14 protein-coding genes are annotated in these 14122 nt (G+C 66.5%); 8 read left to right on the top strand and 6 right to left on the bottom strand.

Annotation, left to right across the window (positions count from 1 at the left end):
* The first annotated feature begins 52 nt into the window (after nucleotides 1-52).
* Complete coding sequence (locus L1F06_RS08755) at nucleotides 53-1384, top strand: sensor histidine kinase (RefSeq protein WP_129483578.1); 1332 nt, start codon at nucleotides 53-55, stop codon at nucleotides 1382-1384.
* A gap of 34 nt (nucleotides 1385-1418) precedes the next feature.
* On the opposite strand, the gene L1F06_RS08750 is transcribed toward L1F06_RS08755, so the two are convergent.
* Nucleotides 1419-1979: a nitroreductase family protein gene (locus tag L1F06_RS08750; protein ID WP_129483579.1), complete on the bottom strand. Its 561-nt coding sequence runs from the start codon at nucleotides 1977-1979 to the stop codon at nucleotides 1419-1421.
* Between the two features lie 57 nt (nucleotides 1980-2036).
* On the bottom strand, nucleotides 2037-2408 hold the full coding sequence (locus L1F06_RS08745) for a YkgJ family cysteine cluster protein (RefSeq protein WP_003243503.1): 372 nt from the start codon (nucleotides 2406-2408) through the stop codon (nucleotides 2037-2039).
* 296 nt (nucleotides 2409-2704) lie between these two features.
* Here L1F06_RS08745 and L1F06_RS08740 point away from each other — a divergent pair, with 296 nt between their 5' ends.
* The gene (locus tag L1F06_RS08740) at nucleotides 2705-4156 is read left to right on the top strand and encodes a TrkH family potassium uptake protein (RefSeq protein ID WP_003243501.1); all 1452 of its coding nucleotides are present in this window, start codon (nucleotides 2705-2707) and stop codon (nucleotides 4154-4156) included.
* Between the two features lie 15 nt (nucleotides 4157-4171).
* Here the strand turns inward: L1F06_RS08740 and L1F06_RS08735 are convergent, their stop codons facing one another.
* Nucleotides 4172-5185, bottom strand: coding sequence for an AraC family transcriptional regulator (locus tag L1F06_RS08735; RefSeq protein WP_012018309.1), 1014 nt, complete (start codon nucleotides 5183-5185; stop codon nucleotides 4172-4174).
* Between the two features lie 130 nt (nucleotides 5186-5315).
* Between L1F06_RS08735 and L1F06_RS08730 the strand changes: the two genes are divergently transcribed.
* A complete protein-coding gene (locus L1F06_RS08730) occupies nucleotides 5316-5633 on the top strand; it encodes an Mpo1-like protein (protein WP_129483580.1) in 318 nt (105 codons plus the stop codon).
* Between the two features lie 265 nt (nucleotides 5634-5898).
* Nucleotides 5899-7287, top strand: a complete 1389-nt coding sequence (locus L1F06_RS08725; protein ID WP_012018308.1) for an adenylate/guanylate cyclase domain-containing protein — start codon at nucleotides 5899-5901, stop codon at nucleotides 7285-7287.
* A gap of 54 nt (nucleotides 7288-7341) precedes the next feature.
* Here the strand turns inward: L1F06_RS08725 and L1F06_RS08720 are convergent, their stop codons facing one another.
* Nucleotides 7342-8379, bottom strand: a complete 1038-nt coding sequence (locus L1F06_RS08720; protein ID WP_129483581.1) for a glycosyltransferase family 4 protein — start codon at nucleotides 8377-8379, stop codon at nucleotides 7342-7344.
* Entirely contained in the window at nucleotides 8376-9197 is an 822-nt protein-coding gene (locus L1F06_RS08715; protein ID WP_003243490.1) for a UDP-2,3-diacylglucosamine diphosphatase, read from the bottom strand. Before L1F06_RS08715 ends, L1F06_RS08720 begins: the two co-directional genes overlap by 4 nt.
* A 135-nt stretch (nucleotides 9198-9332) precedes the next feature.
* On the opposite strand from L1F06_RS08715, the gene L1F06_RS08710 reads away from it, so the two are divergent.
* The 3 genes from L1F06_RS08710 to L1F06_RS08700 all read left to right on the top strand — a co-directional run bounded on the left by L1F06_RS08710 (nucleotide 9333) and on the right by L1F06_RS08700 (nucleotide 11479).
* Nucleotides 9333-10079 carry an AraC family transcriptional regulator gene (locus L1F06_RS08710; protein ID WP_096826771.1) on the top strand — a complete coding sequence of 249 codons (747 nt, stop codon included), beginning with the start codon at nucleotides 9333-9335 and terminating at the stop codon, nucleotides 10077-10079.
* A 216-nt stretch (nucleotides 10080-10295) separates the two neighbouring features.
* Nucleotides 10296-10631, top strand: a complete 336-nt coding sequence (locus tag L1F06_RS08705; RefSeq protein WP_003243487.1) for a tRNA-binding protein — start codon at nucleotides 10296-10298, stop codon at nucleotides 10629-10631.
* Nucleotides 10628-11479 (top strand): DMT family transporter, encoded by an 852-nt coding sequence (locus tag L1F06_RS08700; protein ID WP_012018306.1) that lies wholly within the window; start codon nucleotides 10628-10630, stop codon nucleotides 11477-11479. Before L1F06_RS08705 ends, L1F06_RS08700 begins: the two co-directional genes overlap by 4 nt.
* Nucleotides 11480-11536: 57 nt before the next feature.
* Here the strand turns inward: L1F06_RS08700 and L1F06_RS08695 are convergent, their stop codons facing one another.
* Entirely contained in the window at nucleotides 11537-11818 is a 282-nt protein-coding gene (locus L1F06_RS08695) for an Rdx family protein (RefSeq protein WP_096826773.1), read from the bottom strand.
* A 71-nt stretch (nucleotides 11819-11889) separates the two neighbouring features.
* On the opposite strand from L1F06_RS08695, the gene L1F06_RS08690 reads away from it, so the two are divergent.
* Nucleotides 11890-14076, top strand: a complete 2187-nt coding sequence (locus L1F06_RS08690) for a patatin-like phospholipase family protein (protein ID WP_129483582.1) — start codon at nucleotides 11890-11892, stop codon at nucleotides 14074-14076.
* Nucleotides 14077-14122: the final 46 nt, after the last annotated feature.

Here is a 14122-nt window from a genome sequence, read left to right as displayed (position 1 = left end):
ACCCGCCGCCGCGCCCTTGCCGGGCCCGGCGGCTTCTGCATGAGGAACTCCCGTGCGTTCACTGTTCTGGCGCATCCTGGCCACTTTCTGGCTGGCCATCGCACTGGTGGCCGGCCTGTCATTGCTGCTCGGCCGCGCCCTGAATCAGGACGCCTGGATTCTGAACCTGCACCCCGGCCTGGACGGTCTCGACCGCAAATGGGCCAAACGCTACGAACAGCATGGACCGGCAGCCGCCCAGGACTTTCTCGAACAGCGCAAGCGCAAGTACCGCATCGACACCCAGGTGCTCGGCGAAAGCGGTCAGCAGCTGGTCAAAGGTACCTTTCCCTCACGCGCCGCAGCCTTCGAGGCACGTCATGGCGATGACCGTCACCTGCCCTGGCGCCGTCTGACCGCCGAATACACCAGCCCGGACAGCGGCGAAAGCTACCTGTTCATCTACCGCATCCCGCATCCGGAACTGGCCGCCTGGCACCGAGCCAGCCTGTTCTGGCCACTGAGTGCGATCGCCATCGCCCTGGTGGTGCTGACCCTGTTCAGCCTGCTGTTGACCCTGTCCATCACCCGCCCGCTGGACCGTCTGCGCGGCGCCGTGCACGACCTTGGCCAGACCGCCTACCAGCAGAACAGCCTGGCCCGCCTGGCCACCCGCCGCGATGAATTGGGCCTGCTGGCCAAGGACTTCAACCGCATGGGCGAGCGCCTGCAGGGGTTGATCGGCAGTCAGCGCCAGTTGCTGCGCGACGTCTCCCATGAACTGCGCTCGCCGCTGGCACGCCTGCGCATCGCCCTGGCCCTGGCCGAACGCGCCGACGCTGCCGAGCGCGACAAGCTATGGCCACGCCTTGGCCAGGAGTGCGACCGCCTGGAGGCCCTGATCAGTGAAATCCTCGCCCTCGCCCGCCTGGATGCCGACCCCGGCGCCGCGCAGCCAATCGATTTCGGCGCCATGCTGGGCAAGCTGCAGGACGATGCGCGCCTGACGGCCCCCGAGCAGCGGCTGCAGTTTCAACTCGACCGGGATGTGCGACTGGAAGGCTGGCCGGACATGCTGGAGCGGGCACTGGACAACCTGCTGCGCAACGCCCTGCGCTTCAACCCCGTCGGCCAGCCCATCGAGATCAGCGCCCGGCGCCAGGCCGAGCGCCTGCTGCTCAGCGTCCGCGATCATGGCCCCGGGGTGGCCGCCGAGCATCTGGCGCAGCTGGGCGAACCCTTTTTCCGCGCCCCCGGGCAGAGCGGTGGCGGTCATGGCCTGGGCCTGGCCATCGCGCGCCGCGCCGCGCAGCGGCATGGCGGTGAGCTGCTGCTGGCCAACCACCCGGAGGGCGGCTTCGTCGCCACCTTCAGCCTGCCGCTGCAACCTCAGGATCGCCCGTAGCCCGGGCCGCTGACAGGCTCACCGGACGCAGCTGTCAGCCGTTCCAGGCGCTGACGAAATCTTCGAGCGCCAGCTCGGGCGCACGGCGCAATTCGCGCTCCGGCGTACCGAGGTAGAGATAGGCGATGATCTGCTCGTCCGCTGCCAAGCCAAGGCCCTTGGCCACATGAGCGTCATAGGCCATGTCTCCGGTGCGCCAGACGGCGCCGATGCCCTGGGCGTGAGCGGCCAGCAGAATGCCGTGGGCCGCACAACCGGCAGCGATCACCTGCTCGGACGCCGGCACCTTGGGATGAGCCTGAATGCGCGCGATCACCACCACCAGCAACGGCGCCCGCATGGGCATGCCGCGGGCCTTGAGCAATTTTTCTTCCGGCGCCTGGGCATCGGCTGCCAGCAACGCGTCGGCGAACAACTCGCCCATGCGCTCACGGGCCTGCCCCTCTATCGTGAGAAAGCGCCAGGGGCGCAGCTGACCGTGATCGGGTGCGCGCAAGGCCGCGCGAAACAGCAGTTCGCGCTGCGCCGCATCCGGGGCCGGATCGACCAGGCGCGGCACGGAAACACGGTTGAGCAGAGCGTCGAGAGCCTCCATTGGCCACCTCCGAAAACAAGGAGGCGGCATTCTAGCAGGCTCGCAGCCCGAGACAGGTCAGGCGACGCGGTCCGGCGACACCACCGGCTGTACGGGCGGCGTCAGCGGCGGCAGACCGTGCGCCTTGCGCGCGTCGTCGCAGCGCGGGTTGTGTACGCCGTTCTCCCAGGAAGCCTCGAATTCGCGGCAACTGCTCGAACGCTGCTCGTACATGGTGCAACGAACGCCACAGCCAACCTCGCCCAGCAGCTGGGTACAGCGCGCCGGCTTGCTTTCGGTGCCGCGCATGGCGACGTAGTGAGGGCTGATCTGGATGACCTGCTCGTCCGGCACGCTACCGCCCGCGGATTGGCATTCGCCCCAGAAGAAGGACACACGAAAGAACGCGCAGCAGGCGCCGCACGTGAGGCAGGGATTGGCTTCGGACATTTGAGGAGAGCTCGGAAACCGGCGGACGCCGGCAACTGGCGGCTATTCTATGCGCGGCCATGGGCTTGTAAAGCCCCTGCTCATCGGGCTGCTGAAAGCCGCTCCGCTCGCCCATGCAGCGTGGCAGCTGACGGGAGCGCCAGCCTGCCCGGAACAGGCTCTGGCAACGGACAGGGTGCACCGGCTCGCCAGTTTCGACCTAGCCCGCTACGCTTCACAGGGTCTGAGCGCGGCGGTTTACAGCCGCCCGTGCGCGGGTAGAATGGCGCCTTTTCCAACCCGCCTGAGCCCACTCCATGGCCTTGCCGACGCTGCGCATCATCGGTTTCATCATCGGCATCTTTCTGATCACCCTGGCCGTCAGCATGGTCATTCCCATGCTGACCCTGCTGGTCTTCGAACATCCGGAAGACCTCAATGCCTTCCTCTGGTCGAGCATGATCACCCTGATCATCGGTCTGCTTCTGGTGGTGCCGGGGCGTCCGGAAAACCTCAAGCTGCGCCCTCGCGACATGTACCTGCTGACCACCTGCAGCTGGCTGGTGGTGTGTCTGTTCGCCGCGATGCCGATGATGCTGCTGCATCACATCAGCTTCACCGATGCCTTCTTCGAGACCATGAGCGGGGTCACCACCACGGGCTCCACCGTGCTCAGCGGGCTGGACGACGCCTCGCCGGCCCTGCTGATCTGGCGCTCGATGCTGCAATGGCTGGGCGGCATCGGCTTCATCGCCATGGCCGTGGCGATTCTGCCGCTGTTGCGCGTCGGTGGCATGCGCCTGTTCCAGACCGAATCCTCGGACTGGGGCGAGAAGGTCATGCCGCGCTCGCACATGGCGGCCAAGTACATCGTCTTCGTCTACCTGACCTTCACCATCCTGGGAGTGATCGCCTACTGGCTGAGCGGCATGAACTGGTTCGATGCCATCAACCATTCGATGACCTCGATCTCCACCGCCGGCTACTCCACCTCCGACCAGTCGATGGGCAAGTTCGATCCTGCCAGCCATTGGGTCGCCATCGTCCTGATGGTTCTCGGCAGCCTGCCCTTCACGCTCTATGTCGCCAGCCTGCGCGGGCACCGCAAGGCCCTGCTCCGCGACGAGCAGGTACGCGGCTTCGTCGGCATGCTGCTGATCACCTGCGCGCTGTTCAGCCTTTGGCTCTGGCTCAACTCCGAGCACGCCCTGATCGACGCCATACGACTGGCCAGCTTCAACATCATCTCGGTGGCCACCACCACCGGCTATGCCCTGGGCGACTACACCGCCTGGGGCGGTTTCGCGGTCATGGCGTTCTTCTACCTGACCTTCGTCGGCGGCTGCTCGGGCTCTACCACCGGCGGTCTGAAGATGTTCCGCTTCCAGGTCGCGCTGACCCTGCTGCATGCCAACCTCAAGCAGATGGTGCACCCGCGCGCGGTGATCAAGCAGCAGTACAACGGGCACAACCTCGATGAGGAAATCGTCCGTTCGATCCTTACCTTCTCCTTCTTCATCACCATGACCATCGGCGCCATCGCCCTGTTTCTCGCCCTGCTCGGCCTGGACCCGCTGACCGCGCTGAGCGGCGCCGCCACGGCGGTGTGCAACGTCGGCCCGGGCCTGGGGCCGATCATCGGGCCGGCCGGCAACTTCGCCAGCCTGCCGGATGCTGCCAAGTGGGTGCTGGCCGCCGGCATGCTGCTCGGGCGTCTGGAAATCGTCACCGTGCTGGTGCTGTTCACCGCCAGCTTCTGGCGGCACTGAGACCGGCAGCGCCGCTCAGGAGGCGAACCCGCGCTGCGCGCGGTATTCCCCCGGCGTTTCGCCGAACCAGCGGCGGAAGGCGCGGAAGAAGTTGCTCGGGTCGGCGAACCCGAGCAGATAGGCGACCTCCAGCAGCGTCAGATCGACCTGGCCGAGATACTGCTCGGCAAGGTCGCGGCGGGTGTCGTCGAGCAGTTGCTGATAGCTGGTGCCCTCCTCCTGCAGACGGCGCTGCAGGGTGCGCTGCGACAGATGCAGTGCCTGCGCCACCGTCTCGCGCCGCGGCTCGCCCTGCGGCAGCAGGCGACACAGCACCTGACGCGCCTGGTGGGTGACGCGGCTGCCGGAAAAGCGCGCCAGATAATCACCGGCGAAACGATCGTGCAGCTGGGCCAGGGCCTCGTTGGCGCTGGGCAGCTGCGCCTCGACATCGCTGCGCTCGAAAATCAGGCCATAGTGCTCGGCATTGAACCTGAGCGGGGCCTGGAAGACCTGCTGGTAAGGCCCGAGGTCCGCCGGCGGCGGCCCCTGGAAGCGGATCTCCCGCGGGCGAATGGGCTTACCGGTGAGCCAGCGACAGAATGCCAGGCAGTAGGCCAGGGACGCCTCGGCGCTCTGCCGCGCGGGCGGCAGGCGGTCGCCGTGAATGGCCAGGGTCAGGGCATAGCCATCGGGCTGCGGCAGCAGGTTCAGGTCCGCCCCCTCGCCGATGATGCGCTGATAGCGCACCAGGCGGGTGAAGCCCTCGCGCAGGTTGCGACTGGACATCAGCGCATAACCGACGACATGGAAGGACGCCGGGCGCACCACCTGCGCCATGTTCAGCCCGATCGCCGGATTGCCCGACAGCGCCACGGCGTGCTGCCACACGCGGGTCATGCCGTCCTGCGGAAAGCGTGCATCGGGATCGTTCAGCGCGGCATAGTCCAGACCCAGCTCGGCGAACAGGCCGACGCAGTCGACGCCGCCCAGCTCCAGTGCCTGCACGATGGCCAATGCCCAGTTGGAGGATGTGGTTCTCTCGCTCATCGTCTTGTTCTTGTGGTGGGCCAACAAGCTCGGGGTTGGCGGCGCAAGGATACTAGACTGGCACCTTAAGTCAGTGGCCCGAGGAGACAGCCACCCTAAACTCAAGCATGACAATAACAGGAGGTGCGCCATGACCGCCCAGAGCAAAGAACGCTATCAGAGCTTCGCCGAGTTCTACCCCTACTACCTGCAGGAGCACAGCAACCCCACCTGCCGCCGCCTGCACTACGTCGGCAGTCTGCTGGTGCTGGCGATTCTCGCCTATGCCCTGCTCAGCCAGCAGTGGCTGTGGCTGCTGACGCTGCCCCTGGTCGGCTACGGCTTCGCCTGGGTCGGCCATTTCGTGTTCGAAAAGAATCGTCCGGCGACCTTTCAATACCCCCTGTACAGCCTGATGGGCGACTGGGTGATGCTCAAGGATGCCTTTACCGGCCGTATCCGCTTCTAGCCGCCTCGCAGGGTACGCTGCGCGCAGCAACGCGCGCCTTCCGCGGTGCGCACCGGCAAGCGAATGCCGGCGCTGCGCACCGCCGCCTGGCGGATCTCTTGCCGACCGCCTGCCACTACTTTGGCGCCACTCGGCGGGCGCGCTTGGCTGACCGCCACCCCTTGGTTATGATCCCCGCCCATTGAGCCACTGGCTCAGGTCTTGCAGACCACCTTCGAGCGTCCGACAAGAGACGTCAGAATTCCAGCAGGGACAGTTCCAGCAGATGAAGTCAGTCACTCTCAGCCGTGCCAACGGGCTGCCGACGCCGCCGTTGCGCGAATACTATTCGCGCGTACTGGCCTATATCGCCACAGCAGCCAGCGTCGCCGCCGGAACCTATGTCGGGCACTTCACCTACGACATCCTGTGGATGGTGCCCTACGCCCTGCTCTACCCCCATCTGGCGCACAACCTGAGCCGCCGCTTCAAGCGCGACCATCCGCAACAGACCGATCTCGCCCTGCTGTTCATCGATGCCCTGCATGCCGGCGCCGCCTCGGTGCTGCTCGGCTTTTCCACCGTGCCCAGCCTGATGTTCCTGCTGACGCTGAGCTTCAGCGCCCTGGTCATCGGCGGCCTGCGCTACCTGGGCCTGGCCCTGCTGGTGGCCGCCAGCGCAATGGCCCTGTGCGCCGCCGTGGTGGAGGTGCAGCCGCACACGGAAACCCCGACGCTGGTGGCGCTGGTCAGCATTCTCTTCGCCACCCTGTACATCTGCATCACCGCCTACTTCGTCAACCAGCAGGGCCTGCGCCTGGCCCAGGTACGCAGCGAGATCAAGCGCGAGCAGGAAAAGGCCGCGCGACTGGCGCGCAACCTGGCCAAGTACCTGTCGCCGCAGGTGTGGGAGTCGATCTTCACCGGCAAGAAGAGCGTGCGTCTGGAAACCCAGCGCAAGAAGCTGACGGTGTTCTTCTCCGACATCAAGGGCTTCACCGAGCTGTCGGAGGAGCTGGAAGCCGAGGCCCTGACCGATCTACTCAACACCTACCTCAACGAGATGTCGAAGATCTGCCTGAAGTATGGCGGCACCATCGACAAGTTCATCGGCGACAGCGTCATGGTGTTCTTCGGCGACCCCTCCAGCCAGGGCGCCAAGAAGGATGCGGTGGCCGCGGTTTCCATGGCCATCGCCATGCGCAAGCACATGAAGGTGCTGCGCCAGCAGTGGCGCGCCCAGGGCATCACCAAGCCGCTGGAAATCCGCATGGGCCTCAACACCGGCTACTGCACCGTGGGCAACTTCGGCGCCGACACGCGCATGGACTACACCATCATCGGCCGCGACGTGAACCTCGCCAGCCGCCTGGAAAGCGCCGCCGAGGCCGGCGAGATCCTCATCTCCCACGAGACCTATTCGCTGGTCAAGGACGTGATCATGTGCCGCGACAAGGGCCAGATCACCGTCAAGGGCTTCACCCGTCCGGTGCAGATCTACCAGGTGGTGGACTTCCGCCGCGACCTGGGCGCCACCTCCAGCTACGTCGAGCACGAGCTGCCGGGCTTCTCCATGTATCTGGACACCAACGGCATCCAGAACTTCGACAAGGAACGGGTGATCCAGGCGCTCAACCAGGCCGCCGAGAAGCTGCGCGACAAGGTCATTCTGTAAGGTTCGCGCGGAGCACGCTCGCGCAGGATGCGCCGTGCACACAGGGAAAACCCGCTACCGACTGTCCACCAACGCCTCGCCCAGCGCCGCCGGCTCGCCGTCGATCAGCGGCTGCAGGGCCAGGAACTCCAGCGCCGAAGCCCGCCAGGACTGCGCAGCCGCCAGCTCGGCGCAGCGCGCCCGATCCAGTTCCAGCGCCGCCAGGCAGGCCGCGCCCAGATCGTCATCCAGCACCCCACTGACGCCCTGTTGCAGCACATCCAGCGGCCCGGCCACCGGGAAGGCCGCCACCGGCGTGCCGCAGGCCAGCGCCTCGAGCATCACCAGACCATAGGTATCGGTGCGCGAGGGGAAAACCAGTACCGACGCATCCTGATAGGCCTCGACCAACGCCTGGCCATGGCGATAACCGAGAAAGCGTACCTGCCGATAGCGCAGCTGCAGCGCCTCGCGCTGCGGACCATCACCGACCACACGCTTCTCGCCGGGCAGCTGCAGATCGAGAAAGGCCTCGAGGTTCTTCTCCGGGGCGATACGCCCGACGTAGAGAAACACCGGATGCGGCGGCCGTGGGCGGCTTTGCTCGGGACGAAACAAGGTGGTATCGACCCCCTTGCGCCACAGCTGCAGGCGTTGCAGGTGCCAGCCGGCGAACTCCTCGCGCAGGCGCTCGGTGGTTACCAGTACCGCCTGACTGGTGCGGTGGAAGGCCCGCAGGTAGGCGTAGCCCCAGCGCGGTGCGATCCACGGCCAGCGTGTGCTGACGTACTCGGGAAAGCGGGTATGGATGGCGCTGGAGAACGCCAGGCCGCGCTTGTTCAACCAGTTGCGCGCCGCCCAGCCCAGCGGCCCTTCGGTCGCGAGATGCACGCAGTCGGGGCGAAAGTCGCGAATCGCCGCGCCGACCCGCCACAGATCCCACACTAGCGGGATCTCCGCATAGGTCGGACAGGGCACTGAACGAAAATCCGCCGGCGACAGCAGCTTGACCTGATGACCCAGGCCGCGCAGCTCGCGCACCAGGGCAGCCAGGCTGGTGACCACGCCATTGACCTGCGGCGACCAGGCGTCGGAGACGATCAGTATCCTCATGCGCCGGTCTCGAGCACGGCAGCGGCCTGTTCCTCACCGACCAGGCGCGCCTGCGCCTCGGCCAGGCGATACAGCTCGATCTGCCCGTCCCAGTGCTCGATCAGCGCCGTGCAGGACTCCACCCAGTCGCCGCAGTTCATGTACTCCACCCCGCCGACCTGGCGGATCTCGGCGTGGTGGATGTGACCGCACACGACGCCCTGCAGGCCGCGCTTGACGCATTCGTGGGCGATGGCCTCCTCGAAGTCGCTGATGAAGTTCACCGCGGTCTTGACCTTGTGCTTGAGGTAGGCCGACAGCGACCAGTAGCCATAGCCCCAGCGGCTGCGCCAGTGGTTGAGCCAGCGGTTGAGGGTCAGGGTGAATTCGTAGGCCGAGTCGCCGAGAAAGGCCAGCCAGCGGTGGTAGCGGGTGATCACGTCGAACTGGTCGCCATGGATCACCAGCAGGCGGCGGCCGTCGACGGTGACGTGCTCGGCCTCGTCGACCAGCTGGATGTTGCCCAGCATCAGGCTGGAATAGCGGCGCAGGAACTCGTCGTGGTTGCCGGTGACGTAGATCACCTCGGTGCCGCGCTTGCTCATGGTCAGCAGACGGCGGATCACGTTAGTGTGCGCCTGCGGCCAGTAGATGCCGCCGCGCAGCTTCCAGCCGTCGATGATGTCACCCACCAGGTAGATGCGGTCGGCGTGATAGCGCTTGAGGAAGGCCGCCAGGTGCTCGGCCTGACAGTCGCGGGTGCCGAGGTGCACGTCGGAGATCCACAGGGTGCGGACACGTTGCTTGCGGGTGGGCTTGGCGAGCTGGGCGCTGGTCATGGGCGGCCTCCGGCTGGGTTTAGACGAGCTTGAGGCGTAGCGGTGAAAGGCTTGTGACAATGCAACGACGATTCGATGACGCAGCGCGGAACCCTGGCCAGACGGTACACTGCGACGGTTGCCGAGGAAGCCGCCATGCCCCCGATCCTGTCGTTGCGTCATTACAGCCACGAAGTGCTCTGCCATAGCCACGACCACGCCCAGCTGGTGTTCGGCCTGGCCGGCGAGCTGCAGTTCGAGGTGGCCGATCAGGGCAGCCGAGTACTGCGCCACCAGCTGGCCGTGGTACCGGCCGAGGCTCGCCATGCCTGCGGCAGCCCGCGCGGCAGTCAGTGCCTGGTGCTGGACCTGCCGGCCAACGACTGGCTCGAACGGCAACTCGGCCACCATGCCGACAGTATCCAGCGCCTGCTGGACAAGCCACGGGCGATGCAACTCGATCCCGTGCAGGGCCAGCTGCTCAGCTGGCTCGCCAGCAGCCCGATCAACGACCCGGTGATCGCCAACCAGGGCGCGGCGCTGCTGCTCGGCAGCCTGGCCTGTGGCGGGCAGCACGTGCAGCCCGGCGGCCTGCCGCTGGCGGCGCTGGACAGCTATATCGAGCAGCATGCCGCGCGCCCACTGCAGGTCGCCGACCTGGCCCGTCTGGCCGGCCTTTCGGTGGCGCGCTTTCACGCGCGCTTTCTCGCCGAGACCGGGCGCACGCCCATGGAGCATCTGCGCCTGCAGCGCCTGCGCCTGGCCGAACGCCTGCTGCTGGACAGTGACCTGCCCGTCGGCGAGGTGGCGGCGCGGGTCGGCTACGCCTCGCAGAGCGCCTTTACCGCCGCCCTCTCCCGCCACCTGGGCATGACCCCGCGACAGTTGCGCCGCGGCCGCTAGTTGCCTATCGGCGCCTCCGACTCCTGTGTAGGGTGCGCCGTGCGCACCGAAGGTAGTCCTGGAGGCATGGGCGCGCACCGGAACGATCGGTTGGCCTTGGTGCGCGCGGCGCACCCTGCGCGCTGCCGAGAGCCTTGCGACAAAACTCATCACTCCCGCGACAGACAGCTCGGGTCTGCGGCACCTAGACTGCGCCGCATCAACAAGGAGCATCCCATGCAAACCATCGAATGGCAGGATTTCGAGAAGGTGGAGCTGCGCGTCGGCACCATTCGCAGCGCTCGCCCCAATGAGAAGGCCGTGAAGCCGGCCTACGTGCTGGAGGTGGACCTGGGCGAGCTGGGCCTCAAGACCTCCAGCGCCCAGCTCACCGCTCACTACAGCTGCGACGAACTGCCGGGCCGCCAGGTGCTGTGCGTGTGTAATTTCGCGCCCAAGCGCATCGCCGGCGTACGTTCGGAAATCCTGGTGACGGGGGTCTACGACAGCGAACAGCGCGTCGTGCTCGCCGGTTTCGACAGGCCGCTGCCCAACGGGGCGCGCCTGGCATGAAGGAACGTAATGCCCTGCTGGCAATTCACCTCGGTGCCCTGCTGTTCGGTCTGTCGGGCATCTTCGGCAAGCTGGCAGCCACCACCCCGAACATGATCGCCGGCGGCCGGGCGCTATTCGCCATCCTCGCCCTGGGCCTGACGGCCGTGCTCTGGCGCAATCGCAACGCGCTACGCCCGAACCTGCGCCAGGTCGCCCTGCTGGCCATCGGCGGGCTGCTCCTGGGCGCGCACTGGGTGACCTTCTTCGAAGCGGTCAAGGTCGCCGGCGTGGCCATCGCCACCCTCGGCTTCGCCAGCTTCCCGGCGTTCACCGTATTGCTGGAAGGGCTGCTGTTTCGCGAGCGAACGCGTCCCATGGAGTTCGCCATGGTCGGCGTGGTCTGCCTGGGGCTGGTGCTGGTCACCCCGGAATTCAGTCTTGCCAGCACCGCCACCGGCGGGCTGCTGTGGGCGGTCCTATCCGGCTTCCTGTTCGCCCTGCTGTCACTGCTCAACCGCGCCAGTACGCGCGGCCTCGACCCGGTACAGGCGGCGCTGTATCAGAACCTCACGGTGTTCGTCTGCTTCATGCCGCTGGCCTGGCCGCTGCTGCCCAGCGTGCGACCGATGGACTGGCTGTGGCTGGCGATGCTCGGGATCTTCTGCACGGGCCTGGCCCACAGCCTGTTCGTCGCCAGCCTGCGTGTGCTCAAGGCGCGCACCACGGCGGTGATCTTCGCCCTGGAGCCGGTCTACGGCATCCTCTTCGCCTGGTGGCTGTTCAGCGAACAACCGACCCTGCGCATGCTGGCCGGCGGCGTGCTGATCGTCGGTGCGATCTTCGTGTCGGCGCGTATGGCGCGTTGAGGGTGAGGGGCGCCTCCGGTCTATGCGCCCGAGAGGCCATGGTGCGCACAGCGCACCCTACCTGTCGTTATGGCCGAGGTCGCGGGACGGGTCGATCTGGTCGCGCACGCGCTGCTTGAGCACCTTGGCCTCCGGGAAGCCACCATCAGCCTTGCGCTCCCAGACCTGCACGCCATCGCAGAGAATGCGAAACACGCCGCCGGTGCCCGGCTCCAGGCTGACCTTGCCCAGCTCGTCGGCGAAGGTGCTGAGCAGCTCCTGGGCCAGCCAGGCAGCGCGCAGCAACCATTGGCATTGAGTGCAATACGTGATGACGATTTCGGGCTTCTGATCAGGCATGGCTAGGGCTCTGGACTGGGGCGTGGCGCCTATAATAGCCGCCTTTCGTCCTGCCCCTGCCGGAAACCGCCATGCGCCGCCTGCTCTGTTCGCTGATCTGCCTGCTCGCCCTGTCCAGCCTGCCCACCATCGCCAGCGAGCGCGTCGGCCTGGTGCTCTCTGGTGGCGCCGCCCGCGGCCTGGCACATATCGGCGTGCTCAAGGCCCTGGAGGAACAGGGTCTGCGCATCGACGCCATCGCCGGCACCAGCATGGGCGCCATCGTCGGCGGTCTGTACGCGGCCGGCTATTCGGTGGCGGAACTGGAGCGCCTGGCCCTGGAACTGGACTGGCAACAGGCCCTGTCGGACTCGCCGCCACGTGAGGACATACCCTTTCGCCGCAAGCAGGACGACCGCGATTTCCTGGTCAAGCAGAAGCTCAGCTTCCGCGATGATGGCAGCCTCGGACTGCCCCTGGGGGTCATCCAGGGGCAGAACCTGGCGCTGCTGCTGGAAAGCCTGATGGTGCATCGCAGCGCGACCCGCGACTTCGATCAGTTACCCATCCCCTACCGCGCCGTGGCCACCGATGTGGTTACCGGCGAGCAGGTGATCATGCGCACCGGCCACCTGCCCCAGGTGATGCGCGCCAGCATGTCGATCCCCGCGGTGTTCGCCCCGGTGGAGCTGGACGGCCGTCTGCTGGTGGACGGCGGCATGGTCAACAACGTGCCGATCGACGTGGCGCGGCAGATGGGGGTGGATCGGGTCATAGTGGTCGACCTCGGCATGCCGCTGAAACCAGCCAAGGACCTGCTCACCGTGGTCGACGTGATGAACCAGTCGATCAACCTGATGATGCGCAAGAACTCCGAGGCACAGCTCGGCACGCTGGAGACCGACGACGTGCTGATCCAGCCGCCGCTGGCGGGCTTCGGCGTGGCCGACTTCGACCGTGCCGAGCAGATGATCGAGGCCGGCTACCGGGCCACGCAGATCCAGGCCGAGCGTCTGGCGCGCCTGCAGAGCAGCACGGCCGGCAGCCCGGCGCTGGCCATGGCGCGCTCGCGCGAGCAGCGCACGCCGGTGATCCGGGAAATCCGCGTGGAGAACGACTCCAAGGTCGGAGATGCGGTGATCCGCCGGCACATCCGTCAGCCACTGGACGAGCCGCTGGATGTGGAGCGACTGCAGAAAGACATGGGCACGCTGTACGGCCTGGATTACTTCGAGCGCGTGCAGTATCGCGTGGCGCCGCTGGATGAACGCGGCAGTGCGCTGGTGATCGATGCGCGCGGCAAGCGCACCGGCACCGACTACCTGCGCCTGGGCCTGAACCTGTCCGATGACATGCGCGGCGACAGCACTTTCAACATTGGCGCCAGTTACCGCGTCAACGGCATCAACGAACTGGGAGCCGAATGGCTGACTCGCCTGCAGCTCGGCGACCGTCAGGAGCTGTACAGCGAGTTCTATCAGCCGCTGGACGCCGGTTCGCGCTACTTCGCCGCGCCCTATCTGTTCGGTGAGGCGCAGAACATCGAAGCCATAGTGGACAACGACCCCATCGCCGAGTACCGCCTGGAGCGCTACGGCTACGGCCTCAACCTCGGCCGGCAGATCGCCAACAACGGCGAGATCCGCTTCGGCATCGGCCAGGCATGGGGCGAGGCGGACGTGCGCGTGGGCGAGCGCGATCTGCCCAGCTTCAGTTTCAGCGAGGGCTACTACGAGCTGAAGTACTCCTTCGACACCCTCGACAACCTCGACTTCCCACGCCGCGGTGAAGACATCGGTCTGTTGCTGCGCCAGTACGACAGCGGCCTGGGCGCGGACGACGAGTACCGCCAATGGCAGCTGGAACTGAGCAAGGTGTTCAGCGTAGAGGCCAATACCTGGGTGCTGGGCGGTCGCTACGGACGCACCCTGGACGAGGCGGATGTCGTCACCTCGGGCTTCGTCCTCGGCGGTGCGCAGGAGCTGTCAGGCTTTCGCCAGGACGCGCTGAGCGGTCAGAACGTGGCCCTGGCGCGAATGGTCTATTACCGCCGACTGACCCAGCGTTCTCTGCTGCCGCTGGACTTCCCCCTGTACCTGGGCATGTCGCTGGAACGCGGCCGGGCCTGGAACAACGACAATGCCTTCGACAGCGGCTACATCAACGCGGCGAGCATCTTCCTCGGCCTGGACACGCCGCTGGGACCGCTGAACTTCAGCTATGGCTTCAACGACGAGCGGGAAAAGGCGCTGTATCTCAACCTCGGCAAGAGTTTCTGAGGCTGCCGGCCGAAAGCTCAGCCCGCCTGAAACGCCCAGGCCGCGC

Source organism: Pseudomonas hydrolytica, from assembly GCF_021495345.1.
Taxonomy (GTDB): Bacteria; Pseudomonadota; Gammaproteobacteria; order Pseudomonadales; family Pseudomonadaceae; genus Aquipseudomonas; species Aquipseudomonas hydrolytica.
Note: the sequence above shows the minus strand (reverse complement) of the source record. Positions and strands in the feature narration are given on the sequence as shown.

Excerpts from the sequence above, each read along its gene's own strand:
- L1F06_RS08750 (WP_129483579.1), bottom strand. The coding sequence starts at position 1,979 with ATGGAGGCTCTCGACGCTCTGCTCAACCGTGTTTCCGTGCCGCGCCTG.
- L1F06_RS08745 (WP_003243503.1), bottom strand. The coding sequence starts at position 2,408 with ATGTCCGAAGCCAATCCCTGCCTCACGTGCGGCGCCTGCTGCGCGTTC.
- L1F06_RS08740 (WP_003243501.1), top strand. The coding sequence starts at position 2,705 with ATGGCCTTGCCGACGCTGCGCATCATCGGTTTCATCATCGGCATCTTT.
- L1F06_RS08735 (WP_012018309.1), bottom strand. The coding sequence starts at position 5,185 with ATGAGCGAGAGAACCACATCCTCCAACTGGGCATTGGCCATCGTGCAG.
- L1F06_RS08730 (WP_129483580.1), top strand. The coding sequence starts at position 5,316 with ATGACCGCCCAGAGCAAAGAACGCTATCAGAGCTTCGCCGAGTTCTAC.
- L1F06_RS08725 (WP_012018308.1), top strand. The coding sequence starts at position 5,899 with ATGAAGTCAGTCACTCTCAGCCGTGCCAACGGGCTGCCGACGCCGCCG.
- L1F06_RS08720 (WP_129483581.1), bottom strand. The coding sequence starts at position 8,379 with ATGAGGATACTGATCGTCTCCGACGCCTGGTCGCCGCAGGTCAATGGC.
- L1F06_RS08715 (WP_003243490.1), bottom strand. The coding sequence starts at position 9,197 with ATGACCAGCGCCCAGCTCGCCAAGCCCACCCGCAAGCAACGTGTCCGC.
- L1F06_RS08710 (WP_096826771.1), top strand. The coding sequence starts at position 9,333 with ATGCCCCCGATCCTGTCGTTGCGTCATTACAGCCACGAAGTGCTCTGC.
- L1F06_RS08705 (WP_003243487.1), top strand. The coding sequence starts at position 10,296 with ATGCAAACCATCGAATGGCAGGATTTCGAGAAGGTGGAGCTGCGCGTC.
- L1F06_RS08700 (WP_012018306.1), top strand. The coding sequence starts at position 10,628 with ATGAAGGAACGTAATGCCCTGCTGGCAATTCACCTCGGTGCCCTGCTG.
- L1F06_RS08695 (WP_096826773.1), bottom strand. The coding sequence starts at position 11,818 with ATGCCTGATCAGAAGCCCGAAATCGTCATCACGTATTGCACTCAATGC.
- L1F06_RS08690 (WP_129483582.1), top strand. The coding sequence starts at position 11,890 with ATGCGCCGCCTGCTCTGTTCGCTGATCTGCCTGCTCGCCCTGTCCAGC.